Consider the following 25,018-nt stretch of genomic DNA (forward strand, 5'->3'; position numbering starts at 1 on the left):
TTTGCTCTAAAATATTTAGGCACTTCATAAAAATCGACGGTTTGGATCAATTCATACTTATTTTAAGCCGCCTTTAATCCTTTAATGTAATTTCTTGGTGTATCCTTAACCTCTAATTTAAATGCCTTATTAAAAGTAGATTTCGAATTAAAACCAACTTCCATGGCAATGGCAAGTATCGTATGATGAAGATGTTCGTTATTATCTATCTTCGATAAAAATTCCTGTATCCTAAAGTGATTAATATAATCATAAAAGTTACTTTTTGATACATGATTAAGATACCATGAAATATTATGAGTAGAAGTATTTAATCGCAGAGAAAGGTCTCGAAGCGTTAAATCAGGTTTTAGAAAAATCTTTTCTTTTTCGATCAGGGTATTTAATTCTTTTCCTATTAAAATAATCTGATCTTGTGGTAAACGTTGCTGTGATTTTGTTTTTTCTTTTTGAAATGATATTCTAAACAGTTCTGGCTCTTTAAGGCTATAATATCCGATTACAAATATGAATATTGAGATTGTACCCCAAACCGAATTATAATTAATAAATTTTATAGAATAATTAAAAAAGTTCATCGAGATAAAACTGATCATCCAAACCGTAATGACAATAAAGATTGAGATTTGAAAAAATTTCAAAAACGACACCAAACTTTGAGTATAAGAAACATGGTTTTTCTCTTTATGAATATATGTCTTTAAAATTTTCACATTAAGAATCCAATAGTATATATTAGAAACAATTCCTGCTCCTTCAATAATTAAAAAAGGTGTTTTAAAGAATCCCGCCGATAAATTATCCAAAAACTCATCTCCGTTAAAAGAAAAAATGTAAAACGAAAATAAAAGATGAAAGCTTACAGGTATATAATGAGACCGAGAAAGTCTAAATGTGTCATTTTTAGAAAATATTAATCGTCTACTATATATATAACATAGTGGTCCAAATAAGAAAATCACCGAATCAATAAGAATTGCCCATTGAAATAATCTTGCAGTCAAAAATTTAAAAAAAATCATTCTGCCCAAAAGCATAAAAACAGAAAGCATTAGCATAATCGAAAGGGTTTTGTTTGCTGCTTTGTTTTTGTTTTTAATAATCTGAAGAGTAACCGCTAAAAAAACACCTTGGCTTATCCCAAAAAAAAGTATAAGATCGATGAATTCGAAAGATTGCATTAACAAATAATTACTGGTTACCACAAAACTACCATATTATCTTATACTTTTCGACCGAATGGATCATATCGCACTTTTAAAAAGGAAAGTATATCCTAACGTATAGCTTACTATCTATAAAAATGAAGTTATTCTTATTTTGTAAAAAGAAAGTCTAAATATTCGTAAAAGTTATCTACTTTTTCATTTTCTGGTTTCATGCCATCACTACACCAGTCATATAAACCATAAGCGCCTGTTATATGCTTTTGATCATATGGACTAAACCATTTTTTTGAATGTTTCCAAAAAGTTTTCCCAGTTGGAGGGTACACCTTATTGCCCTGAGGAGCAATTATATAAACGCCATTTTTTCCTTCTTCAAAATTATCTTTTTTTGGTAGAGGACCTTTACCTCCATAATACGAGTATAATACCAATTGATCTATGATTTCACAAACTTCACTTGCTTTCGCTCTGGTTATTTGATCTAATTTTTGATTATTGCCTATTTGCTGTGCAAAATCATAAGCATCTATATAAGGAAAGGCTACTTCTTGTTTTACTTCTTCAACACCTTTTTCATTGTAATATCCAGAAGCCTGTTCTATAATGGAGTATATATCAGCATTTTTTTCTACAGAAAGTAGTCTTGCTAATTCGTCTATTTTTAACTTAACATCAGTAATCTTAGTATTATCAAATAATCCCCAGGAGCACCATTTTTGACTATCATATATTTCTTCTATCAGGAGTTTCGAGAATTGATCTGGGGTCATTTTGAATGGATTAAGGATTTTTTCTTTTCCTGATTCAAAATAATTATTCTCTTTACTGGTTTTTCCATCTGTTTGTAAGCGACTAAATATACTTTTATAATCCCATGAAGCTGACACAGGAGCCGAAGCAAGGATATAATTCGCAGAAAAAGAAGTCTCGCTGGGCCTCCATTCATAAAAATTTTCTAATCCCGCCATCGAGCATACATCAAATCCTAATATATCTACCGATTCATCATTAGATAAGACTTCACTGATTTCGGTAGAATGTAGCGCATCATCGATTCCTGCTTCTCTGTCTGGACACATGCGCCAGCCATTTCCATGTGATCGCAGAATCAACATATAATGTTTGGCAGGATAATATTTCTTACAATATATAATAAACCGTTTTAATAGATCAGCATCCCCCATATTAGCTTCATAGGATGTTTCTTTTTCGAATTCTGGCAGGATCTCTTTTCCTGATAATTCTTGATAGCTGTTAGCTTCGAATTTATAAAGTTTGGTGTCCGTAAAATTTTCACCTAGAGTCTTTGCATCTTTAGAATACCCTTCGATTCTATCTATTAGTGTAATTACCTCATAGCCTTTCGATTGTTTTCCTTCAATCATCTTCTCTATATTTTGTAGAAGATCTAGTTCCGAAGAATTTGATCCAGCAGCATAATACATGATCGTCCAACCATTATCGGTTTGGCTATGAATCGTTGTTGTAGATAAAGTAAAAAGAATAATAAATAATATTTTGAAGACGTTTTTCATTAAAATTATGTTTTTGATTTTCTGATGTGAAAGTATGTTATTCAAAAAAATAAAAAAGTAATTTTGGGATTGAAGAATTCCTAAAACAATGGAATTCTACGAATTAGGAGGTTTTTTGAAGCTTTCTAAAGGCTCCCGGGGACATTGCCAGACTGGTTTTGAAAGTATTATAGAAAGCACTGTTAGATTTGAAACCAGCTTCCATACCAATAGCTTCAACAGAGTATTTATTAAATACAGGGTCATGCAATAGATTTTTAGCAGCTTCAATTCGATATTCATTTACAAACTGAATGACACTTTTATTGAGTTCCTGATTTATAATCTGTGACAAATACCCCTCGCTTGTTCCTAATCGAGTGGCTAGATCTAATCTACTTAAAAGTGGATTTTTGTATAACTCTTCCTCATCCATTAATATATGCAACTGGGTAATAATTTTAGAAACAGTGGTTTCGCTTATTTTCTTTTTTGTTTGAGTGCCATTTGTCCTTTTTGAAGCTAAGTATTCATGTATTTCGTCTTTTTGTGCTACTATCTGGAGTTTGAACACTCCATAATACAATATCCACCACGAAAAAAAAGAAATGATTATCCATAGAAAATTTACAACATATTCTGAATTGAATAGTATAAACAAAAGCCAACTTGCAATAATGCATATAATCAAAAAGTTTAATCTTAACAACCAGCGTCTTTTCTCTTTTGAAATAGTATTAGAATTCTTTATTAAATTTCTCCCCCAAAATATTAAAAATAGATTGTAGGCAAACGATGTATAATTCTTAATATAAAATACCTGAACAGCAAAATCTGAATTATAAAGATTGAAAATAGAATCTAAATGAAGAATAATTTCAATAATCAAAGAGCTAAAGAAAGGAAAGTATAGCCATTTATACCATTTCTTTTTAAGGTACCTATGTTCAATTTGAATTAGAAAATATGTAAATAAAGTAACAGCAACTAGAAAATCCAACATGATATAGTTTAAGAATGCCAAAACGGCATTTCCCGCACCATATCTACCTAATAAGGTCAAACTTGTTAGTAAGAATAGAGAGAAGGAAAGGTAGTTATTTGCACGACTCTTATAAAAAGAAGTAGTAATTAATGAGATACTTATAAAATATCCTATAAGACCACTGGCAATAATTGCAAAATCTAATATTGTTTTATTCAATCTTTATAGAGATTAATTATACTCCAATTGCTGTTAACGTTAGTTTATCTACAAACTTCGTTTTTGTTTTAGGATAAATATAAGCAGATTTACTAGTTCTTTGATATAGATTAATGTTGATCGATCTTTTGAGTACAACTTAACCAATCTAGTAACATTAGATTGTATTTAGTTTCTTGATATAATTACTTGGCGTATCATTAACAATTGCTTTAAATGTTTTATTGAAAGTAGACTTAGAGTTAAATCCAGAATCCATTGATAGTGCAAGGAGCGTATGATGATGATGCTCACCATTCTGGATTTTTTCTATAAACGATTTTATCCTATATTGATTTACATAATCATAAAAACTACTGTTATGAATATTATTAAGAAGCCATGACACATTATTTGTTGATGTATTTAATTGATTCGCCAGATCAACCAGAGTAAGCTTATGATTCAGATAAATTTTCTCATTAATCATAAGTTTTTCTAGCCTAGTTTCTATGTCTTTAATCATTTCATCATCAAGCCGTTCTTTCCTTTTAATCTGTTTTTTTATGTATAAAGGTATTCTAAAAATATCGGGTTGTTTTAAGCTATAAAAACCTATGATATAAACAAAAACCGAAACTGCTATCCATATGGCATTGTAGCTTAAAAATGAGGAATACATATTAAATCCATACGCCAACACAAAGCTTATTATCCACAACAATAAAAACAAACTCCCAATAATCAAAATTGCACTAAGATATCCTACCAGATGTTGAGAATATGATAAATTGTTTTTTTCTTCTTTTTGGTATATTCTTAATAATTGAAAACACCGACGTCCAAAATATAGATTGAAAAGAATTCCAACAGCTTCTATAATTAAAAAAGATAGGGTAAGACTTCCATTTTGAACCATTAAAACAAATCCATCATAAGAAAATTGATATGTCCAAAAATGATATACTAACATTCCCGCTGCAGGAATAAAATACGCATAGTGTAATGTGTATTTTGATTTTTCATTAAATATTAACCTTCGATAATAAAGGTATAATAAAGGACCAAATACAAATACCAATATGTCTACGAAGAGAGCAAGTCTAAAGAAAATTTCGTTATTAGTTTCAATAGTAAAGAAAAATCGACCTGTTAACATTATCGAAGCTATGATCAACATTAAAGATAATGTTCTATTTGCAAGTCTATTCTTATTCTGAATGATCTGAATAGTCACTGCTAAAAATACCCCCTGACTTATTCCTAAAAAAAGGACCATATCAATAAATTCGAAAGGCTGCATAAAGAAGGTATTAAGTTTTATGTAAAACTATTCTAATCCCAAATATTTTTCGACCGATTGGGTACAATTGCACTATTAAAAATGATAAAAGGCATCTTCTAAGTGTTCTATTCTGGTGCCTAATTTATTTTCTATAATAGCAATGATGTCAAAACGTACTTCTACATCCAAGTCATTATCTGTTATATAATGATCAATAGCCTTGACCAGAGATTGTATTTGTTTAGGTTTTACAAAATCCTGAGGGCTACCAAATTCGGGAGTACTTCGCGTTTTTACCTCTACTGCTACGACAATATTTTCTTTTCTGGCGATGATATCAACCTCATGTTTCAGATATCTATAATTTCGTTCTAGAATTTCATATCCTTTCTCGATAAGAAAATCAGTTGCCATCTTTTCTCCTTTTTTACCCAGAGCATTATGTTCTGCCATACCTACTATATATATTCTAATGTTACTTGATCCTTATCTACTTGTAAAAAAGCTTCTGCGCCCATAATCAAAGTTCTATTATCCTCAACATGTCCCATTGGAAAATTAAACACTACCGGAAAATCATACTCCTGTACAATATCGAGAATAATCCTTTTGGCTTTTTTGCCAAAGGAAACATTATTATCATGCATTTTGGTCATTCCTCCGACAATCAATCCAGATAAATTGTCGAAATACCCATTGCGTTTAAGGTTTTGTAACATACGATCGATATGATAAAGATACTCATCGAGATCCTCTATACATAAAATTTTGCCAGAAGTGTTTATAGACGACGCAGAACCACATAGAGAATATAAAATAGATAAATTACCTCCTATTAACCAACCTCTACAGCTTCCTACAATATTTTTTTTAGAAGAAGAAATGTTATACTTAACTTTTTTACCAAAAACAGTATCTTTTAACGAGGCTATCGACGCCTCTGTTCCTTTATGAATATCTATTGGCATAGGCGCATGCAACGAGCATATACCTAGTTTATGTAGATGAGAGTGAAGCACAGTAACATCAGAATATCCTATAATCCATTTTGGGGATTTCAACATATCTGAAAAATCAATTTTATCGATGATTCTTACGGTTCCGTAGCCTCCTCTTGCACACCAAATCCCTTTAATTTCCTTATCATCTAACATCTTTTGAAAATCAGATGCTCGTTCCTGATCAGATCCCGCAAATTGATTTTCTTCTTTTCCAATCGTTGAACCAATCACGGGGACTAACCCCCATTTTTCTAATAGCGCTACTGCTTCTCTTATTTCCTTTAAATTAATCTTTCTTGCTGTAGAAACAATAGCAATTTTATCTCCTTTTTTAACAAAATCTGGTTCTAGTATTTTCACTCTTGAGTTTATTTTTTTAATAGTAGTGCAATAGATTTATCATGATAAAAAACATTCATCTTATAGACAGCAACGACTTCTTATAAGGTTCATTTTTTGTTTTTTTTCAATTTTGAGATACTAATTAACAAATACTTTCGTTATAATCTATTATATTGTAAGGAATTTTGTCCCCATTACTCTACTTTTAAACCCTATTGCCTATGATGTCGGATACTTCATGTAATCTTGCTTCCCTAGCAGAATATGTGCCTTCTCCAGGTAACCCCTGGAACGTAAGCAAAATAAATCATTTGTATCGTAGAATTGCTTTTGGAGCATCAAAAGCAGAGGTTCTGGCTGCTTTGGCTCAAAACAATCCTTCTGCATTGGTTGATCAGCTTATTGATGATGCTATTGCTCTAAATGCCACTCCCCCTCCAGCATGGGGTTTATGGAATAGAGATCAATTTGAAGCTGCCGAGACAGCTAACCCCAATAACGATATAGGGTTTTATCGAACCCAAGGAAAAAATCAAATGATAAATGATTTGATTCAAAACAAAGTAAGAGAACGTCTTACCTTATTTTGGAGTAATCATTTTGTCACCGAAGATGATACCTATCGTAGCCCCGCGTATCAATCTCAGTATTACAATCTTCTTCAAATACACGCTTTGGGGAATTTTAGAGATTTTGTATACGATATAGGTATATCGAATGCCATGTTGGTATATCTTAATGGTGATGAAAATATAAGAGATAGACCAAATGAAAATTATGCCCGAGAGTTGTATGAACTTTTTACTCTTGGTGTAGATAATGGATATACAGAAGACGATATCCAGGAAACGGCAAAAGCGTTAACAGGATACGTTAATACAAATGATATCACCTGGGGTGATATTCTGTTTGACCCGGGACAGTTTAGCAATGAGTCTAAAACTATTTTCGGTCAGACCGGAAACTGGACCTATGACGATGTTGTTAATATTTTATTTCAACAAAGAAGCAATCAAGTTGCAACTTTTATTTGCGCAAAACTGTACACCTATTTTGTAAGCCCTACCTGTAATGATGCTATTGTTGCCCAAATGGTACAAACTTTTATTACAAGTGGTTATCAGATAGCAGCTGTACTGCGCCAGTTATTTAAAAGTGAACATTTTTTTAATATAGAAGCTATAGGGGCAATTATCAAAAGCCCATGTGATTTAAACATAAGTTTTTTTAATGAATTAGGATTTGCACTACCTGCAGATGTAGATCATATCGATTTTTACCGAAATACAGTACGCACATTGGGACAAGACGTATTAAACCCAATAGATGTTGAAGGTTGGCAAGGTGATGATGACTGGATTAGCCCCGATTTATTGATCGGTCGCTGGGAAAGTATTCGATATATTGTAAGTCGCACATGGAGTCAAAATCAGGAACAATTTAGAGATTTTTTAGTAGGAATGCCAATCGGCGAACAAAGCGATGGAAATCTGTTAGTGTCCACCGCAGATGTAGATCTTGTGGTAAGAACTATTCTAAATTATTTCTTTCCAAGAGGGATTAATGATCTCATTACTTTTGCTGAAGCCTTAGGGGCTTTCAAAATTGATGGTATCCCAGACAATTACTATGAAGATGGTACGTGGACCTTAGGTTTTCCTCAAGTACCTCAGCAATTTGCTGCTTTACTAGATTACGTTGCAGAAATCCCAGAATTCCAACTTAAATAAAATCCTATGTGCGAAACTAATCACTCCAAGAATATAAAAAAAGACGGATCTTGTAATACCGAAGATCATATAAAATGGAACAGAAGATCTTTCCTTCAGGCATTAGGTCTGGTAGGTGGAGGATCTATGATGCTAGGGAACACACCTCTTTCGGTTTCTCGACCTTCTCCATTGTCAATAGCCCTTAGTCAGGCACCAAATGAAAATATACTAATCCTTGTTAGATTACAAGGAGGTAATGATGGTTTTAATACTATCATCCCTGTTTATGATTATGATATTTATGCCAATGCCAGGCCTCTTATAAAAATCCCTCCAAGTGAATTTATTACACTTGATGATGATTATGCCATGCCAAAACCAATGAATAAGCTAGAAAGTGTTTGGGGTGATGGTCAAATGAGAGTTGTTCATGGTGTAGGATACGAAGATTCATCTTTATCTCATTTTAGAGGTTCTGATATCTATGCCAATACTAATTTAGAAGAAGAAGACAGAACCGGTTTTATGGGAAGATATTTTCAAGAAATTTACCCTGATTATATTTTTAATCCACCCGCTAGTCCTCCTTCTATACAGATAGGCAGTATAGGGAACTTAATTTTTAAAGGACCAGAGAATGACTTCTCTTTTGCCGTTTCTGATCCCAGAAGGTTATTGCAAATTGCAGAAAATGGTACTTCCTATAGCTTAGATGGTCTGGGCGAATGTACGTATGACGATAGAGTACGACATCTTAGAGAAGTTACGAATACTACATTTACCTATGCCGATGTAATTAGTTCTGCTTATGAAAGATCTACCGATTTTGGAGGATATCTTGATGATAGTCTGGGTAGACAATTAAGTATAATTGCTAGATTAATCAAAGGAAACCTGGGAACCAAAGTATATTTAGTGACTTTAGGAGGGTTCGATACTCATAACAATCAAATACAAAGACACCAGGAGCTTCTTAATTCATTTTCTGAAGCCGTGAGTAACTTCTATAAAGATCTTACCGCAGCAGGATGGGACGACAAAGTACTTACTATGACTATGTCTGAATTTGGTAGACGATTTAGAGAAAATGGATCTCTGGGAACAGATCATGGTACTGCTGCACCAACCATGTTTTTTGGCTCTGCTCTTAATGGAAGTGGCTTTGCCGGAGAACATCCGGATTTATCTAACTTAACTCGTGGAGGTAATGTATTTAATACTACCGATTTTAGACAAGTGTATGCCACGGTAATGAAAGATTGGTTATGTATTGACGAAAATACTGTAGGAAGAGTCCTTCTGGGTAGTTCTTTTGAATCCTTAGATTTAGGATTCAATTGCTCTGGTATTAATCCTAATATCCCTATCGATGGAGAAGGAATTACTCACATCGTTACCTATAGTGACAGTCAAACCTATATAAATATTGCAAATCCCGAAACCACCCATGTAGATATTGCACTTTATAACGTGGTAGGACAAAAAGTAGCTACCTTAAGAAATGAGGTGTTAACAGAAGGAGAACATGTTATCGATGTAAAACAATCTGCAAATACAAGGCTAAGTACTGGTCCTTATGTATATCAGATTCAGACCAATAATGGCAATTATAGTAAATCAATTTTGATTTCATAAAATAGATGAATACAATCCCTGCATTCGTTCAAAATAATTGGATGATGCAGGGTTACATTTTGCAAGTGTTTTTATTACCTTTGTGCCTTATTTTTTAGCATTATGAGCACGACGGGAAGATATACAATTACAGCAGCTTTACCATATACCAACGGTCCTATTCACATAGGTCATCTGGCAGGAGTTTATATCCCAGCAGATATTTACTCGCGTTTCCTTAGAATGACCGGCAATGATGTTGCTTTTATTTGTGGTAGTGATGAGCACGGTGCTGCTATCCCTATGCGTGCAAGAAAAGAAGGGGTTTCTCCGCAAGTAATTATTGATAAGTATCATACCATTATAAAAAAGTCTTTTGAAGATTTTGGAATTTCATTTAATAATTACTCCAGAACCTCTGCTCCTATTCATCATGAAACCGCTTCAGAGTTTTTTAAGAAACTATACGATGATGGTAAATTTATAGAAGAAACATCAGAACAGCTATACGATCCAGAGGCCGATCAATTTCTGGCAGATCGATTTGTAGTCGGTACTTGCCCTAAGTGCGGTCACGAAGAGGCGTATGGTGATCAATGCGAAAATTGTGGTAGCTCTCTTAATGCAACAGATCTTATCAATCCTAAATCAACAATTTCTGGTGCAGAGCCTATTCTAAAACAAACCAAACATTGGTTTTTACCTCTAGATCAATATGAGGGTTTTCTAAGAGAATGGGTTCTCGACGGGCATAAAAAAGATTGGAAAACCAATGTATATGGCCAAATCAAATCCTGGGTAGATGATGGATTACGCCCTCGTGCAGTAACACGTGATTTGGATTGGGGAATTCCGGTTCCGGTAGCTGGTGCAGAAGGAAAAGTATTGTATGTTTGGTTTGATGCTCCTATAGGATATATCTCTTCTACCAAAGAATGGGCATCACGAGAAGGAAAAGACTGGGAACCTTATTGGAAAGATAAAAGCACAAAATTAGTTCACTTTATAGGAAAAGATAACATTGTTTTTCACTGTATTATTTTCCCAAGTATGCTCAAAGCGGAAGGAAGTTACATCCTACCCGAAAACGTACCTGCAAATGAGTTTTTAAATCTTGAAGGCAATAAACTCTCTACATCAAAAAACTGGGCAGTCTGGTTACATGAATATCTTGAAGAATTTCCTGATCAACAGGATGTATTGCGATATGCATTAACTGCCAATGCTCCTGAAACTAAAGACAATGACTTTACCTGGAAAGATTTTCAGGCACGAAATAACAATGAATTGGTTGCCATATTCGGAAACTTTATTAATAGAGTAGTTGTATTAACCAATAAATATTACGGTGGTGTAGTACCTGCTCCAAATGCTTTTTCTGAAGTTGATGAGCAAACCTTAGCAGAGCTTAAAGCCTATCCTTCGGTTATCGCAAGTTCTATAGAACGATATCGATTTAGAGAAGCAAGCCAGGAACTATTAAATGTTGCTCGATTAGGGAATAAATATCTGGCAGATGAAGAGCCCTGGAAATTGATTAAAACAAACGAAGAGCGTACGAAAACTATAATGTATGTTGCATTGCAAATTGCTTCTGCATTAGCAACATTATCAGAACCATTTCTACCATTCACTTCAGGAAAATTAAAATCAATTCTCAGTTTTTCGAAACTCGATCAGCAATCCAAATGGAATGAAATTGTAACAAAAGAGGTACTTCTTCCGGCAGGACATCAAATTGAGAAAGGAGAATTGCTGTTTTCTAAAATCGAAGATGCCGAAATCCAAAAACAACTAGACAAATTGGAAGCAACTAAAAAAGCTAACGAAGCCGAAAATAAAGTGGTAGAACCACAAAAAGACACAGCAACTTTTGATGATTTTACCAAATTAGATATTCGCGTTGGGACTATCATCGAAGCCGAGAAGATGCCCAAAGCCAAAAAGCTTTTGGTACTTAAAGTAGATACAGGAATCAACACCAGAACGATCGTTTCAGGTATTGCGGAGCACTTTTCTCCAGAAGAAATCGTGGGTAAGAAAGTAACTGTATTGGTTAACCTTGCCCCAAGAAAATTGCGTGGGGTAGAAAGCGAAGGAATGATCTTAATGACCGAAACACCTGAGGGAAAACTCGTATTCTTAAATCCTGACGAGGATGGAGTAAACCCCGGGGCAGTTATTAGTTAAGTTATATGCTCAAAATAGCATATCACCCGATCTATACGCATCCTTTGCCAGAAAAGCATCGGTTTCCGATGGTTAAATACGAGTTATTGTCTAAACAATTACTTTATGAAGGGACTTGTAAAGAAGAGAACTTCTTTGAACCCAAAATTCTGGATCCACAACTTATTCTGGCGGTTCATACAAAAGATTATTATACAAGTCTTATCGAATTATCATTAGCCCCGAAAGCAGCCAGAAAAATTGGTTTTCCGCTATCCAAAGAGCTTATCAATCGTGAGGTAATTATTGCTGATGGTACTATCAAAGCTTCACAATATGCTATGCAACATGGTATCGCCATGAATATAGCTGGTGGCACTCATCATGCGTATACAGATCGTGGGGAAGCATTTTGCCTATTAAATGATCAGGCAATTGGGGCCAGATATCTTTTGCAACATGGTTTAGCAAAAAAAATACTGATCATAGATCTCGATGTACACCAAGGTAACGGAACTGCAGAAATATTCGAAAACGATGAGACTGTATTTACTTTCTCGATGCATGGAGCGAACAATTATCCTTTCAAAAAAGAAAAATCAGATCTGGATATCGAACTTCTTAATCAAACTGAAGATCAGGAATACCTAAGAATCCTAAAAGAAACGCTCCCCCAACTCATTAAAGATCAGAAACCAGATTTTATCTACTATTTAAGTGGTGTAGATATCTTATCTACCGATAAATTAGGAAAATTAGGATGCTCACTGGTTGGTTGTGCAGAACGAGATCGATTTGTGCTTCAGATCTGTAAAGATCTCGATATCCCGATTATGTGTTCTATGGGTGGCGGTTATTCTCCAGATATCAAGACCATAATAGAAGCACATGCCAACACTTACAGATTAGCGCAAGATATTTTCTTTTGATATTTAGTATTAGTCATTTGTAAACGGATATTTATCGTATCTTCATATCAAATTATATTCTGATGCAAAAAGAATGCCCAGTATGTGGTGATAAAATCGTTGGTCGAGCAGATAAAAAGTTCTGTGGTGATTACTGTCGTAATGCATATAATAATCAACTCAATAAGGACAGTAAAAATCTGATCCGTAATATCAATAATCTATTGCGTAAAAACTATCGCATTCTCGAAGAATTAAATCCAAGGGATAAAACTAAAACTACTAAGACAAAACTGATGGCCAAGGGATTTGATTTTCAGCATTTCACTAGTATCTATGTTACCAAAACCGGAAACACCTATTATTTTGTGTATGATCAAGGATATCTTCCGTTAGAAAATGATTTTTATGCAATTGTAAAAAGAAATTAAATTAACCCTATTCTCTGACCAAAATAGGTTCTAATCATAAGAAAATGGCAAAAATATTAACAGAGATAAGTTCAGAATTAAAAGATTTTATAGCAAAACAAAAAGTCTTCTTTGTAGGAACAGCAGCAAATGAAGGACGGGTTAATATTTCTCCTAAAGGAATGGATACATTTCGGGTTATTGGACCAAACAAAATTGTATGGTTAAATCTTACAGGAAGTGGAAACGAAACTGCTGCCCATGTCATAAAAAATAATAGAATGACTATTCTATTCTGTGCTTTTGAAGGGAAACCTCTAATCTTAAGGCTTTACGGAACTGCTAGCATATCTCATAAACAAGATGAAACATATTATAATTATATTCATTTATTCCCTAAGATTATAGGTTCAAGACAAATTATTGAAATGCAGGTAGATATGGTACAAACTTCTTGTGGATATGCTGTTCCGTTTATGGATTTTAAAGAAGAAAGAACACAATTAAAATCCTGGTCCGAAAAACAAGGAGAGGAGCGACTAGAGAATTATCGAAAAGAAAAGAATGCTGTTAGTATTGATGGTTTCGAAACTAGAATAACGGGATCTGATAATAAATAAAGGTTACTAAATCCGTTATTCTTAGCTTCTATTATTGCTTGGTTATCGGTTTCTCCAATTTTGGCTATTCATTTTTAATGCTGCTTTCATTACATCTTTCTGGCTAATTTGCCCAACTAACTTACCATCTTCCAAAATGGGAAAACGTCTTCTTTTGGTCTGTAAAAACTTGTTGGCTGCATCAAAAATATTGAGATTACCATCTATTGTTTCTACGTCTTTAGCCATAAATTTTTCTACTCTGGCATCTTCAATAGGCATATTATAATAACGGCTTTCATTTAATTGTTTAATGCAATCGCCTTCAGAAATAATACCTAATAATTGATTGTTATCATCAACCACAGGCCCTCCTGATATTTTATGCTTTACTAATGTCTCGATAACCTCCATAACCGATTGATCAGGATTAAATGTAATCAAATCTCTTGTCATATAATCAGAGACTTTTATTAGTGTCTCATCCTGCTTCTTCGTCTTAGAGCGAGCTCCTTGAAAACTGATTATTCCCATAATATCTAGTGATTTAGTGAATCTTAAATATAGTGATTTACAACAACTTAATCAAGTTAGACTTTCATTTTAATGTAATTAAAATCTAATTTTCATACCTTTAACTGTATCATTTTTTAACTATTGAATGAAATCATCAAGTATCATTTCGGAAGGTATATTTTTAATAATTGTAGCTTATTTCTTACCTTTAGCCTAAACCAATATTCACACATGCGAAAGTTTCCCTCTTTACTTACGTTGCTCCTCATTTTTATTTCATTAGTTTACACATTTTACAGCAGTAGGCCACAAAAAATAACAGATCTCAAGACTTCTAAACAGGAATTCTCTACACTTCGTGCTTTAGAACATGTAAAAAATATCTCTAAACAATCTCACTATTTGGGTAGTTCGGCACATGAAGAAACAAAAACATACATTCTGAATGAATTAAAAAAACTAGGGTTACAACCCGAAATTCAAGAGGGCATTTCTGTTTCTAACGGCGGAGCAATAAGCAGACCCAAAAATATCATCGCAAAGATTAAGGGTAGTAATTCTACAAAGTCGCTGGTACTTATGTCTCATTATGATAGTTCGCCGCATTCTTCATACGGAGCTAGTGATGCCGGTAGTGGTGTTGCAACTATCCTAGAAGGAATCAGAGCATATTTGGCGACAAATAAGGTTCCTAAAAATGATATTATCATTTGTATTACCGATGGAGAAGAACTTGGGCTTATTGGAGCAGATCTTTTTGTAAAAAAACATCCCTGGGCCAAAAATGTTGGACTTGCTCTTAATTTTGAAGCCAGAGGAAGCGGTGGAAATTCTTATATGCTTATAGAAACTAATGCTAAGAATGGAAAGATGATTGATGAATTCTCTAAAGCTGGTGTAAAATATCCTGTTACTAATTCTCTTGCATATAGTATTTACAAAATGCTGCCCAACGATACCGATCTTACGGTTTTAAGAAAACAAGGAGATATCGAAGGCTTCAATTTTGCGTTTATAGATGATCATTTTGATTACCATACTGCCAATGACACATGGCAAAATCTAGATCTAAGCACATTACAACATCAAGGAAGCTACTTAATGCCTTTACTCTCTTATTTTTCTGAGGTCGACCTAAGTGTGCTTAAGTCTGATCGAGACTACATTTATTTTAATGCTCCGATCTTTAATCTTGTTAAATACCCTTTTAGTTGGATATATGCTTTATTAATTATTGCAATTATCTTATTTATAGTACTAATTTTTTACGGAAAATTTGCATATCGAATAGATTTCAAAGAAGCTTTAATAGGATTAGGTGCTTTTCTTTTATGCCTGATATTTGCAGGAGGATTAACTTTTAGTGGATGGCAACTGATTAAGATCATCTATCCTCATTATAATGAAATTCAACATGGGTTTACGTATAATGGTTATCAATATATCACCGTTTTTGTATTATTATCAATTGCTATTTGTTTTAAAGTATATGCCAAACTTAGTAAAAGTAAAAATCAAGCCAGTTTACTTATAGGGCCATTGTTTATTTGGTTGGTTATTTGTACCATGGCGGCTTTATATCTTAAAGGGGCCAGTTATTTTATAATTGTTGTATTATTTGGATTGATATCATTAGTTGTTCTTATTCGTCAAAAAAGACCTAATTCAGTATTAATGGTTGTTTTGGCGTTACCTGCTATCTTTATTATATCTCCTTTTATTGCGGCTTTTCCTGTAGCTTTGGGTTTAAAAATCCTTTTTGTTTCTTCTGTGTTATCGGTTCTATTATTTGGCGCATTAATCCCTATTTTTGGGTTTTATCAAAGAAAAAATTTATTTGGGAATTTATGCCTCCTCCTAAGTTTAGTCTTCTTTATTGCTGCTCATATAAAATCAGATTTTACAGAAAAAAGGCAAAAACCTAATAGTCTTGTCTACATCTTAGATGCTGATCAAAACAAGGCTGTGTGGGCTTCTTATGATAATATTCTTGATTCTTGGACACAAAATTATATTAACCCAGAAGAAAATATTGCCGAAACTTATAATGTAAACACGCTACAAAGTAAATATCGAAGATCTTTTGCTTATGCCAATCAAGCTCCTATCAAAAGCATAAGACAACCAAAATTAGACATTAGTAAAGATACTATAATCGGAAACCTGAGACATCTGGAGTTATGTATTGCTCCCCAACGAGATATCGAAAGGATTGATTTATATACCGAAACCCTGTTTAATTTTAACGCTTTACGAGTTAATGGTGAAACCGCAATAGATTTTGATTACTCCAATGGCAAAACCTACAATGCATTTACAAAAAGATGGAGTCAAAATCTGCTTACTTATTATGTAAGTAAAAATCAACCGTTAGAATTACAAATGCAGTTTCATAAGGACTCACTACCAAAATTTGTTTTATATGAATCTTCATACGATTTGCTTACCAATGAACATTTCTCAATCCCACCGAGAAATAAAAATATGATGCCTAAACCATTTATAATAAATGATGCTGTAGTTATCAAAAAAGGTTTTGCAATAGAAGAATATCAAGAGAAAAAAATTGATACAACACTCACACTGGATAACACACCTATCCAAGCCCAAGAAATAAATGAATAAACACCATACTCAAAAATATGATTTTGGTGAGCATATCGCTATTTTTTGACAATTTAAAAGAATTAGTCTTATTTCATAAAGAAACTGGCTTAAATCCAACTTTAAATGCTTAAAAACGGCCAATTGAGATCAATAATTACTATGAAATAGCTTATTATCAATATTTTAAAAAAATTATGTACTAAAAAAACCGAAGCGTATACTACTTCGGTTTCTATTTTATAATCGTAAAGAAAATAACTATCCTTTCATACTTGCTTTTAAATATTCACGGTTCATACGTGCTATATTTTCTAATGATATTCCTTTAGGACACTCAATTTCACAGGCACCTGTATTAGTACAGTTACCAAATCCTTCTTCATCCATTTGGTTTACCATTGCCAGTACACGTTCTGTAGCTTCTACCTGACCTTGTGGTAGCAACGCAAATTGCGAAACTTTAGCTGAAGTAAATAACATTGCCGAAGCATTTTTACAAGCTGCTACGCAAGCACCACAACCAATACAGGTTGCTGCATCCATAGCCTCATCTGCATCTTCTTTACGAATAGGGATAGCATTTGCATCTTGTGTATTTCCTGAAGTATTAACAGAAATATATCCTCCTGCCTGCTGTATACGCTCAAAAGAAGAACGATCTACCATTAAATCCTTTACTACCGGAAATGCCTTAGCTCTAAATGGTTCTATATAGATCGTATCTCCATCATTAAACTTACGCATATGTAATTGACAGGTAGTTATCAAACGGTCTGGCCCATGAGGTTCTCCATTGATCTGTAATGAACAAGCACCGCAGATTCCTTCTCTACAATCGTGATCAAAAACTACAGGTTCTTCTCCTTTATTGATCAAGTCTTCATTTAACACGTCTAACATTTCTAAAAAAGACATGTCCCCTTCTATTCCAGAAATTTTATAGTCTACTAACTTTCCTTTGGAATTAGCATCACTTTGACGCCATATTTTTAATGTAAGATTCATAGCTTTTTATTTATAAGAACGTGTTTTTAATTCAATATTTTCGAAGACCAAGTCTTCTTTATGGAGTTGTGCATCTTTAGGTTCTCCTTTGTACTCCCACGCTGCTACATACTTAAAGTTTTTATCATCTCTAAGAGCTTCTCCTTTTTGTTCTCCAGATTGCTCTACAGATTCTTCTCTAAAATGTCCTCCACAAGATTCATTTCGATTTAATGCATCTTTGGCAAATAATTCTCCTAATTCTAAGAAATCAGCTACTCTTCCTGCTTTTTCCAGTTCTGGATTCATACTATTGATTGTTCCAGGAACTTTTACATTTTTCCAAAAGTCCTCACGTAATACTGCGATTTCTTCGATAGCTTCTTTCAGTTCTTTCTCATTACGAGACATTCCACATTTGTTCCACATGATTTTACCTAATTTCTTATGGTAATAATCTACAGAATGCTCTCCTGATCCAGCCATTAACTTCTCGATACGATCTTTCACTTCTTTTTCGGCTTGATCAAACTCTGGCGTATCTGTTGGGATTTTTCCTGTTCGAATATCCTGAGATAAATAATCTCCTATCGTATATGGTAATACAAAATATCCGTCTGCTAGTCCTTGCATCAATGCTGATGCACCAAGGCGGTTTGCACCGTGATCAGAGAAATTGGCTTCTCCTGCAGCATAGCATCCTGGTATGGTGGTTTGTAAGTTATAATCAACCCAAAGACCTCCCATCGTATAATGTACTGCAGGGTAGATCATCATCGGAGATTTATATGGATTTTCATCTACAATCTTTTCATACATCTGAAATAGATTTCCATATTTACTTTCGATAACTTCCTCTCCCATCTTCGTAATTTCTTCCTTAGAAGGGTTATGTATACCCGAGGTCAATGCTTTTTCTTTTCCGTATCGTTGGATTGCTGATGCGAAATCAAGATATACAGCTTCTCCTGTTTTATTCACTCCAAAACCGGCATCACAACGTTCTTTTGCTGCTCTCGAAGCTACATCACGTGGCACCAGGTTACCAAAAGCTGGATAACGACGTTCTAGATAGTAATCTCTTTCTTCTTCTGACAACTGTGTTGGTTTTAATTTACCTTCACGTATTGCTTCTACATCTTCCTTTCTTTTTGGCACCCATATACGTCCGTCGTTACGTAGTGACTCAGACATCAACGTTAATTTAGACTGATGGTCTCCTGATACAGGTATACAAGTTGGATGAATCTGGGTATAACAAGGGTTTGCAAAGAAAGCTCCTCTACGATGTGCTCTCCATGCTGCCATAACATTACTTCCCATTGCATTGGTACTTAAGAAGAATACATTTCCGTATCCTCCACTAGCCAATACTACAGCATGAGCCGAATGACGTTCTATTTCTCCGGTAACCAGATTACGAGCTATAATTCCACGAGCTTTTCCATCAATCTTCACTAAATCTAACATTTCGTGACGGTTAAAAGCTTGTATTTTTCCTCTATTGATTTGACGATTCATTGCAGAATATGCACCAAGAAGTAATTGCTGCCCTGTTTGTCCCTTGGCATAAAATGTTCTGGATACTAATACTCCTCCAAAAGAACGATTATCTAACAATCCACCATACTCACGTGCAAAAGGAACTCCCTGTGCCACACACTGATCGATAATATTTCCTGAAACTTCGGCCAATCGATATACATTAGCCTCTCTAGAACGATAATCTCCTCCTTTTACAGTATCATAAAACAATCGGTAATCAGAATCACCGTCACCCTGATAGTTTTTTGCTGCATTAATTCCTCCTTGTGCTGCAATCGAATGTGCACGACGAGGAGAATCCTGATAACAGAATGTTTTTACATTATATCCGAGTTCGGCCAATGTAGCAGCCGCACTTCCTCCTGCTAATCCTGTACCAACAACGATAACATCTATATTTCGTTTATTCGCAGGGTTAACCAGGTTAATTTTATTTTTATAATTTGTCCACTTATCTGCCAGTGGACCTTCAGGTATTTTAGAATCTAAAATTGACATACTAGTGGTGTTTTTAATGAGTAAAATGAAGCACTATAGCAATAATAATAAATCCTACAGGAATTACTATTGCAAAAGCCTTTGCAAACTTGGTTGCCGCTATCGAGTATTTATTATTAAACCCAACAGATTGAAACGAAGATGCAAATCCATGCCATAAGTGCAATGCTAAAAACACAAATGAAAGCGCATATAACCCAGTACGAATCGGGCTTTCAAATTTATGTAGCAATTCTGAATAATATCGTGTAGGATCCTCTGGGGCAAACTCTACATATTTATGTACTATTTCTGGCACCCAAAAATCATAGAAATGTAATCCTAAAAATGCAAGAATCACTAATCCAGAATAAATCATATTTCTAGACATCCAAGAAGCATTAGCTCCTCCATTATATTTTGCATACTTAATCGCTCTGGCATTTTTGTTTTTGATTTCTAATACAAACCCCATCACAAAATGAAACACTACTCCAAAAATTAAAACAGGTTGCAATACAAATTGAACTAACGGATTTGTACCCATAAAATGAGATAGCTCATTAAACGTATCTGCACTGAAAATTGAAGTAAAATTGATAGTAAAGTGTTGTAATAAGAAAAAAACTAAGAAAAGTCCTGAAAGCGCCATCGCAACTTTTCTAGCTATTGAAGATTTTATCAATCCACCCATTATTTAAAATGTTTAATTAGTTGTGAAGCAAAAATAGGGTTCAATGCTTTTTTAGCCAAGCTTTACCTTGGGTTTATTTCGCTATTTATAATGAATATAAAAAAGAAAGAGGCTTTGTATATAGCTAAGCACTAAAACGTTTGAAATATAGGATTAACTTTAAACAAAAAACAATACTTTTTTTTACAATTATGCTAATTTTACCTTATGCAAAATATCAATTCCAAACTTCCAGAGGTTTTCACTACTATATTCACGGTGATGAGTCAATTAGCTCATAAACATGAAGCATTAAATCTGTCTCAGGGCTTCCCCAATTTTGAAGCAAGTCCAAAACTAATTGATTTGGTAACTCAAGCCATGCAAAATGGATATAACCAATATGCACCAATGCCTGGATTGCTCTCTTTAAGAGAAGTTATTACTGAAAAAACTAACTCGCTATATGGCAGTAATTACCATCCCGAAACCGATATTACTATAACTTCTGGTGCTACACAGGCTATTTTTACTATTATTTCGGCTTTTATACATCCTGGAGATGAAGTGATTATATTTAAACCTGCCTATGATTCATATGAGCCATCAATCAAATTATTTGGCGGAACGATCGTTCCGATTCAATTAACTGCTCCTAATTTTAGCGTTGATTGGCAAGAAGTGGCATCTAAAATCACTTCTAAAACCAAAATGGTTATTATAAACACACCTCATAATCCCAGTGGTAGTGTTTTATCTAAAGAAGATATGCTTCAGTTAGAAAAACTAATAAGGAACACAGATATTATTTTATTAAGTGATGAAGTATATGAACACATCATTTTTGATGACCAGACACATCAAAGCGCTGCATTATTTCCTGGACTAGCCGAACGTGCTTTTATTACTGCTTCTTTCGGAAAGACATTTCATACTACCGGTTGGAAAATGGGGTATTGCCTGGCTCCAAAAGAATTAATGACAGAATTTAGAAAAGTACATCAATTTAATGTCTTTTCTAGTAGTCATCCTATGCAATATGCCTTGGCCAAATATTTAAAAGTTCCGGAGCATTATCTTTCCCTTCCGGACTTTTATCAGCAAAAACGAGATTTTTTCCTATCTATGATTACCGATTCTCGTTTTAAGTTTATTCCTGCATCCGGGACATATTTTCAGGTATTAGATTATTCTGCTATTACTAATGAAAGTGATATCGCTTTCGCTGAAAGGTTAACCAAAGAATATAAAATTGCATCTATCCCGGTATCTGTTTTTAACTTAAATCAGAAAGATGATAACGTACTACGTTTTTGCTTTGCTAAAACTGAAGAAACGTTAAAACGAGCAGCAGAGATTTTGTGTAAAATTTGATCTAAAATCATATCCATTAGAGTAATTCGACCGAAAGAAGAATTGTACTTCGGTAAGCTCAGTAGGACTATGGAGAATAGTGGTTTTTATACTAAATAAAGTTATTTTAATATAGTTTTAAAAATCAAACCGTAACTGAATAATCTCTACCTCTTCTTTTTCTTTTTCCTTTTTTTTCTCCTTACCAGTATTGAGATTAGAGAGCGAAATCCCTAATAACCTCACAGAATTTTTCATTTTGTCTTGGTACAATAACTCTTTTGCAGTTTCTAATAAAATATCGGTATCACTTACAAAATAGGGTAATGTTTTACTGCGGGTCTGTAATGTAAAATCGCTATATCTGATCTTTAGAGTCACTGTTCTACCTGCAACTTTGCTTCGTTTAAGACGTTTTTGAAGTTCTTCTGCAATACTTTCTAACCGCTCGAGCATATAAATTTCTGAAGCTATATTTTCGCTAAAAGTACGTTCTGCTGCCAGGGATTTGCGCTCGCGATTTGGTTTTACCTCGCTTAAATGAATTCCTCTTACAATACGGTAGTAGTGCCCTCCTGATTTACCAAAATGCTGAGTAAGAAATTCTTCTGATTTTAATTTTAAATCTTTTCCTGTATAAATCCCCATTTGATACATTTTAGCCTGGGTGACTTTACCAACTCCATAGAATTTTTTAACATCCAGATCTTCCAGAAATTCGATTACTTCTTCAGGGTTTACGGTTTTTTGTCCGTTAGGTTTATTATAGTCACTTGCTACTTTGGCAATAAACTTATTGATCGATATTCCTGCAGAAGCAGTTAATCCTATCTCGTCAAAAATCTGTTTTCTAATTTCCTGAGCAATAAGCGTTGCACTGGGATTACCTTTTTTATTTTCGGTAACATCCAGATAGGCCTCATCTAGTGATAAAGGCTCTACCATATCTGTATACTCAAAAAATATTTTCCTGATTCGAGAAGAAATTTCTTGATACCGATCGAATCGAGGTCGAACAAAAATCAGATCTGGGCAAAGTTTCCTCGCTTTAAAACCAGGCATAGCAGATCGTACGCCAAATACACGAGCTTCATAACTGGCCGCACTAACCACGCCTCGTTTTCCTCCTCCGCCAACGGCTAACGGCTTTCCTCTAAGTTCGGAATTATCTAACTGCTCTACCGAAGCATAGAATGCATCCATATCAACATGTATGATTTTTCTATATGTACCCAACTCTTCCACTTTACAAAAATAATAGATATTGATCATTCAAATTATAATATCTTTATCTCTGATTATAAAAACATTTCCACATCCTCTGAAATAATCGAATAATTAATCATGATTGAAATCGAACGTAAATTCCTGGTTACCTCTCAAACGTTTAAAAATGAAGCACAAAAAAGTACTCGCATCATACAGGGATTTCTAAATACCGATCCAGTACGAACAGTTCGTATACGAATCAGAGGAGAATATGCCTTTATCACCGTAAAAGGAATTGGTAACACTTCGGGGACTTCACGATTTGAATGGGAAAAAGAAATCGATGTATCAGAAGCAGAGCAATTAATGCTTTTATGTGAAAAAGGAATTATAGAAAAAATACGATATGAAATCCCTCTGGGAAATCACATTTACGAAGTCGATGAATTCTTTGGAGAAAACAAAGATCTCATCATAGCCGAAATTGAATTAGACAATGAAAATGAAACATTCCTAAAACCAGATTGGTTAGGAAAAGAAGTTACAGGTGATAGAAGATATTATAATTCTCAATTAAGTAAAAAGCCATACAAAACCTGGTAAATCATCTTTTACTTTAAAATATTTTAAAAACTAATAGAATGAGGAAGCTTTTAAATCTGATCATGTTACTACTTATTGTTATGTCTTTCTTGAACTGTAAAGATAGTAGTAGTACAAAAGATAAACGGGATGAGCATAAAAATGATCGTCAAAACAACATAGAAGCATCTTCAGAAAAAATTGACAATACTATATTTCATTATGTAACAGCTATTAACGGGCTTAGTGTACGAAAACAGCCTGATATTAATGCCGAAAAGATAAGTACTTTGGATTACGGGACTCCAGTTAAAATTATTGAAGAGACTCATCAAACTTTTCAGGTTAAAGAAGGCACAAAAACAATTGATGGTAAATGGGTATTAATAGATTCAAAAGAAACCACCAGTATAAAAGGCTATGTTTTTGATGGATTCTTAACCAGAGAAAACCCAATGCCATATCGATTATCTAATACTGATTTAAACTCTACTCGTTCCTATAATAAGGATAGTGATATAGATAAATATCTTATTTTAGAGTTAATCTCAAAAAAAACTTATGAAGAGTTAAAACAAAGACAAAACAACTTCATAACGGTTAGAGAAGATACGTTAGAGATTAAAAAAAACAATGGAAAAATAGATTTGCCTACTGATCAGGGCGTTATTACATTGCTAGATATACGAGAAAAAGATATGGGTGATGCGTCTTATCATTATTTAGGAGCTATAGATAGTTTAAACGTCTATGTGATTCGAGGAGATTATATAGGATATAGTGAACATTTATTAATTAATAAGGCTACGGCCAGAAAAGATACTCTTGCAGAAAAACCAATTATTTCGCCAAATTGGAAAAAAATGATCACCGCTTCTATAGATGGGCAAACTTTGGCACCAACAGATCTACAGTTATTTGATATAGAAAAAAACAAGTATGTATTAAGGTTGATGATTAATTTTCAAGGATGGTTCCATTCACAAGAAGAAGATAGCGTTTTTTGGATAAACAAAGACGAGTTTTGCATGAAGATAATGTCATTACAACATGCCGAAAATGAAGGATTCAAAGAACATTGTTATCAATATATAAAAATAAAAGTATTATATTAATTATCATTTTGTTAAACAAGTATACGTCTCGATATTCTTTCTCAATCAAGT

The 25,018-nt window shown here is 33.8% G+C and carries 21 protein-coding genes; 10 read left to right on the plus strand and 11 right to left on the minus strand.

Annotation, left to right across the window (positions count from 1 at the left end; translation table 11 throughout):
* Window positions 1-62: 62 nt before the first annotated feature.
* The 6 genes from Z053_RS0114815 to Z053_RS0114840 all read right to left on the minus strand — a co-directional run bounded on the left by Z053_RS0114815 (window position 63) and on the right by Z053_RS0114840 (window position 6,506).
* Window positions 63-1,181: a helix-turn-helix domain-containing protein gene (locus Z053_RS0114815; RefSeq protein ID WP_025665791.1), complete on the minus strand. Its 1,119-nt coding sequence runs from the start codon at window positions 1,179-1,181 to the stop codon at window positions 63-65.
* A 134-nt stretch (window positions 1,182-1,315) separates the two neighbouring features.
* On the minus strand, window positions 1,316-2,704 hold the full coding sequence (locus Z053_RS0114820) for a clostripain-related cysteine peptidase (RefSeq protein ID WP_025665792.1): 1,389 nt from the start codon (window positions 2,702-2,704) through the stop codon (window positions 1,316-1,318).
* 103 nt (window positions 2,705-2,807) lie between these two features.
* Complete coding sequence (locus Z053_RS0114825; RefSeq protein ID WP_025665793.1) at window positions 2,808-3,887, minus strand: helix-turn-helix domain-containing protein; 1,080 nt, start codon at window positions 3,885-3,887, stop codon at window positions 2,808-2,810.
* A 157-nt stretch (window positions 3,888-4,044) separates the two neighbouring features.
* Complete coding sequence (locus tag Z053_RS0114830; RefSeq protein ID WP_025665794.1) at window positions 4,045-5,169, minus strand: helix-turn-helix domain-containing protein; 1,125 nt, start codon at window positions 5,167-5,169, stop codon at window positions 4,045-4,047.
* Between the two features lie 75 nt (window positions 5,170-5,244).
* Window positions 5,245-5,604, minus strand: a complete 360-nt coding sequence (locus Z053_RS0114835) for a YraN family protein (protein ID WP_025665795.1) — start codon at window positions 5,602-5,604, stop codon at window positions 5,245-5,247.
* Between the two features lie 5 nt (window positions 5,605-5,609).
* A complete protein-coding gene (locus Z053_RS0114840; protein WP_025665796.1) occupies window positions 5,610-6,506 on the minus strand; it encodes a S66 peptidase family protein in 897 nt (298 codons plus the stop codon).
* A 209-nt stretch (window positions 6,507-6,715) separates the two neighbouring features.
* Here Z053_RS0114840 and Z053_RS0114845 point away from each other — a divergent pair, with 209 nt between their 5' ends.
* The 6 genes from Z053_RS0114845 (at window position 6,716) to Z053_RS0114870 (ending at window position 13,927) form a co-directional block, all read left to right on the plus strand.
* On the plus strand, window positions 6,716-8,224 hold the full coding sequence (locus tag Z053_RS0114845; protein ID WP_025665797.1) for a DUF1800 domain-containing protein: 1,509 nt from the start codon (window positions 6,716-6,718) through the stop codon (window positions 8,222-8,224).
* Between the two features lie 6 nt (window positions 8,225-8,230).
* Window positions 8,231-9,841 (plus strand): DUF1501 domain-containing protein, encoded by a 1,611-nt coding sequence (locus Z053_RS0114850; protein ID WP_025665798.1) that lies wholly within the window; start codon window positions 8,231-8,233, stop codon window positions 9,839-9,841.
* A 102-nt stretch (window positions 9,842-9,943) separates the two neighbouring features.
* The gene (gene metG / locus Z053_RS0114855; protein ID WP_025665799.1) at window positions 9,944-12,010 is read left to right on the plus strand and encodes a methionine--tRNA ligase; all 2,067 of its coding nucleotides are present in this window, start codon (window positions 9,944-9,946) and stop codon (window positions 12,008-12,010) included.
* 5 nt (window positions 12,011-12,015) lie between these two features.
* Window positions 12,016-12,918 (plus strand): histone deacetylase family protein, encoded by a 903-nt coding sequence (locus tag Z053_RS0114860; protein ID WP_025665800.1) that lies wholly within the window; start codon window positions 12,016-12,018, stop codon window positions 12,916-12,918.
* Between the two features lie 62 nt (window positions 12,919-12,980).
* On the plus strand, window positions 12,981-13,328 hold the full coding sequence (locus tag Z053_RS0114865; protein ID WP_025665801.1) for a hypothetical protein: 348 nt from the start codon (window positions 12,981-12,983) through the stop codon (window positions 13,326-13,328).
* 44 nt (window positions 13,329-13,372) lie between these two features.
* Window positions 13,373-13,927, plus strand: coding sequence for a pyridoxamine 5'-phosphate oxidase family protein (locus tag Z053_RS0114870; protein ID WP_025665802.1), 555 nt, complete (start codon window positions 13,373-13,375; stop codon window positions 13,925-13,927).
* 42 nt (window positions 13,928-13,969) lie between these two features.
* Here Z053_RS0114870 and Z053_RS0114875 read toward each other — a convergent pair whose 3' ends face one another.
* Window positions 13,970-14,440: a CBS domain-containing protein gene (locus tag Z053_RS0114875; RefSeq protein ID WP_025665803.1), complete on the minus strand. Its 471-nt coding sequence runs from the start codon at window positions 14,438-14,440 to the stop codon at window positions 13,970-13,972.
* Between the two features lie 213 nt (window positions 14,441-14,653).
* Here Z053_RS0114875 and Z053_RS0114880 point away from each other — a divergent pair, with 213 nt between their 5' ends.
* Entirely contained in the window at window positions 14,654-17,047 is a 2,394-nt protein-coding gene (locus tag Z053_RS0114880) for a M28 family peptidase (protein WP_025665804.1), read from the plus strand.
* Between the two features lie 240 nt (window positions 17,048-17,287).
* On the opposite strand, the gene Z053_RS0114885 is transcribed toward Z053_RS0114880, so the two are convergent.
* From Z053_RS0114885 to Z053_RS0114895, 3 genes are read right to left on the minus strand one after another with little or no spacing between them, the layout of a single operon-like run.
* Window positions 17,288-18,034 carry a succinate dehydrogenase/fumarate reductase iron-sulfur subunit gene (locus Z053_RS0114885; protein WP_025665805.1) on the minus strand — a complete coding sequence of 249 codons (747 nt, stop codon included), beginning with the start codon at window positions 18,032-18,034 and terminating at the stop codon, window positions 17,288-17,290.
* A 6-nt stretch (window positions 18,035-18,040) separates the two neighbouring features.
* On the minus strand, window positions 18,041-20,056 hold the full coding sequence (locus tag Z053_RS0114890) for a fumarate reductase/succinate dehydrogenase flavoprotein subunit (protein ID WP_025665806.1): 2,016 nt from the start codon (window positions 20,054-20,056) through the stop codon (window positions 18,041-18,043).
* 13 nt (window positions 20,057-20,069) lie between these two features.
* Window positions 20,070-20,729, minus strand: a complete 660-nt coding sequence (locus tag Z053_RS0114895) for a succinate dehydrogenase cytochrome b subunit (RefSeq protein ID WP_025665807.1) — start codon at window positions 20,727-20,729, stop codon at window positions 20,070-20,072.
* Window positions 20,730-20,936: 207 nt separating this feature from the next.
* Between Z053_RS0114895 and Z053_RS0114900 the strand changes: the two genes are divergently transcribed.
* On the plus strand, window positions 20,937-22,082 hold the full coding sequence (locus tag Z053_RS0114900) for a methionine aminotransferase (protein ID WP_025665808.1): 1,146 nt from the start codon (window positions 20,937-20,939) through the stop codon (window positions 22,080-22,082).
* Window positions 22,083-22,199: 117 nt separating this feature from the next.
* Here the strand turns inward: Z053_RS0114900 and dinB are convergent, their stop codons facing one another.
* On the minus strand, window positions 22,200-23,333 hold the full coding sequence (gene dinB, locus Z053_RS0114905) for a DNA polymerase IV (protein ID WP_051476069.1): 1,134 nt from the start codon (window positions 23,331-23,333) through the stop codon (window positions 22,200-22,202).
* A gap of 72 nt (window positions 23,334-23,405) precedes the next feature.
* Here dinB and Z053_RS0114910 point away from each other — a divergent pair, with 72 nt between their 5' ends.
* The gene (locus tag Z053_RS0114910; protein ID WP_025665810.1) at window positions 23,406-23,873 is read left to right on the plus strand and encodes a CYTH domain-containing protein; all 468 of its coding nucleotides are present in this window, start codon (window positions 23,406-23,408) and stop codon (window positions 23,871-23,873) included.
* 38 nt (window positions 23,874-23,911) lie between these two features.
* On the plus strand, window positions 23,912-24,967 hold the full coding sequence (locus tag Z053_RS0114915; protein ID WP_081748277.1) for an SH3 domain-containing protein: 1,056 nt from the start codon (window positions 23,912-23,914) through the stop codon (window positions 24,965-24,967).
* The last annotated feature ends 51 nt before the right edge of the window (window positions 24,968-25,018 follow it).

It is taken from the genome of Aquimarina megaterium XH134, from assembly GCF_000520975.1.
In the GTDB taxonomy this organism is placed as follows: domain Bacteria; phylum Bacteroidota; class Bacteroidia; order Flavobacteriales; family Flavobacteriaceae; genus Aquimarina; species Aquimarina megaterium.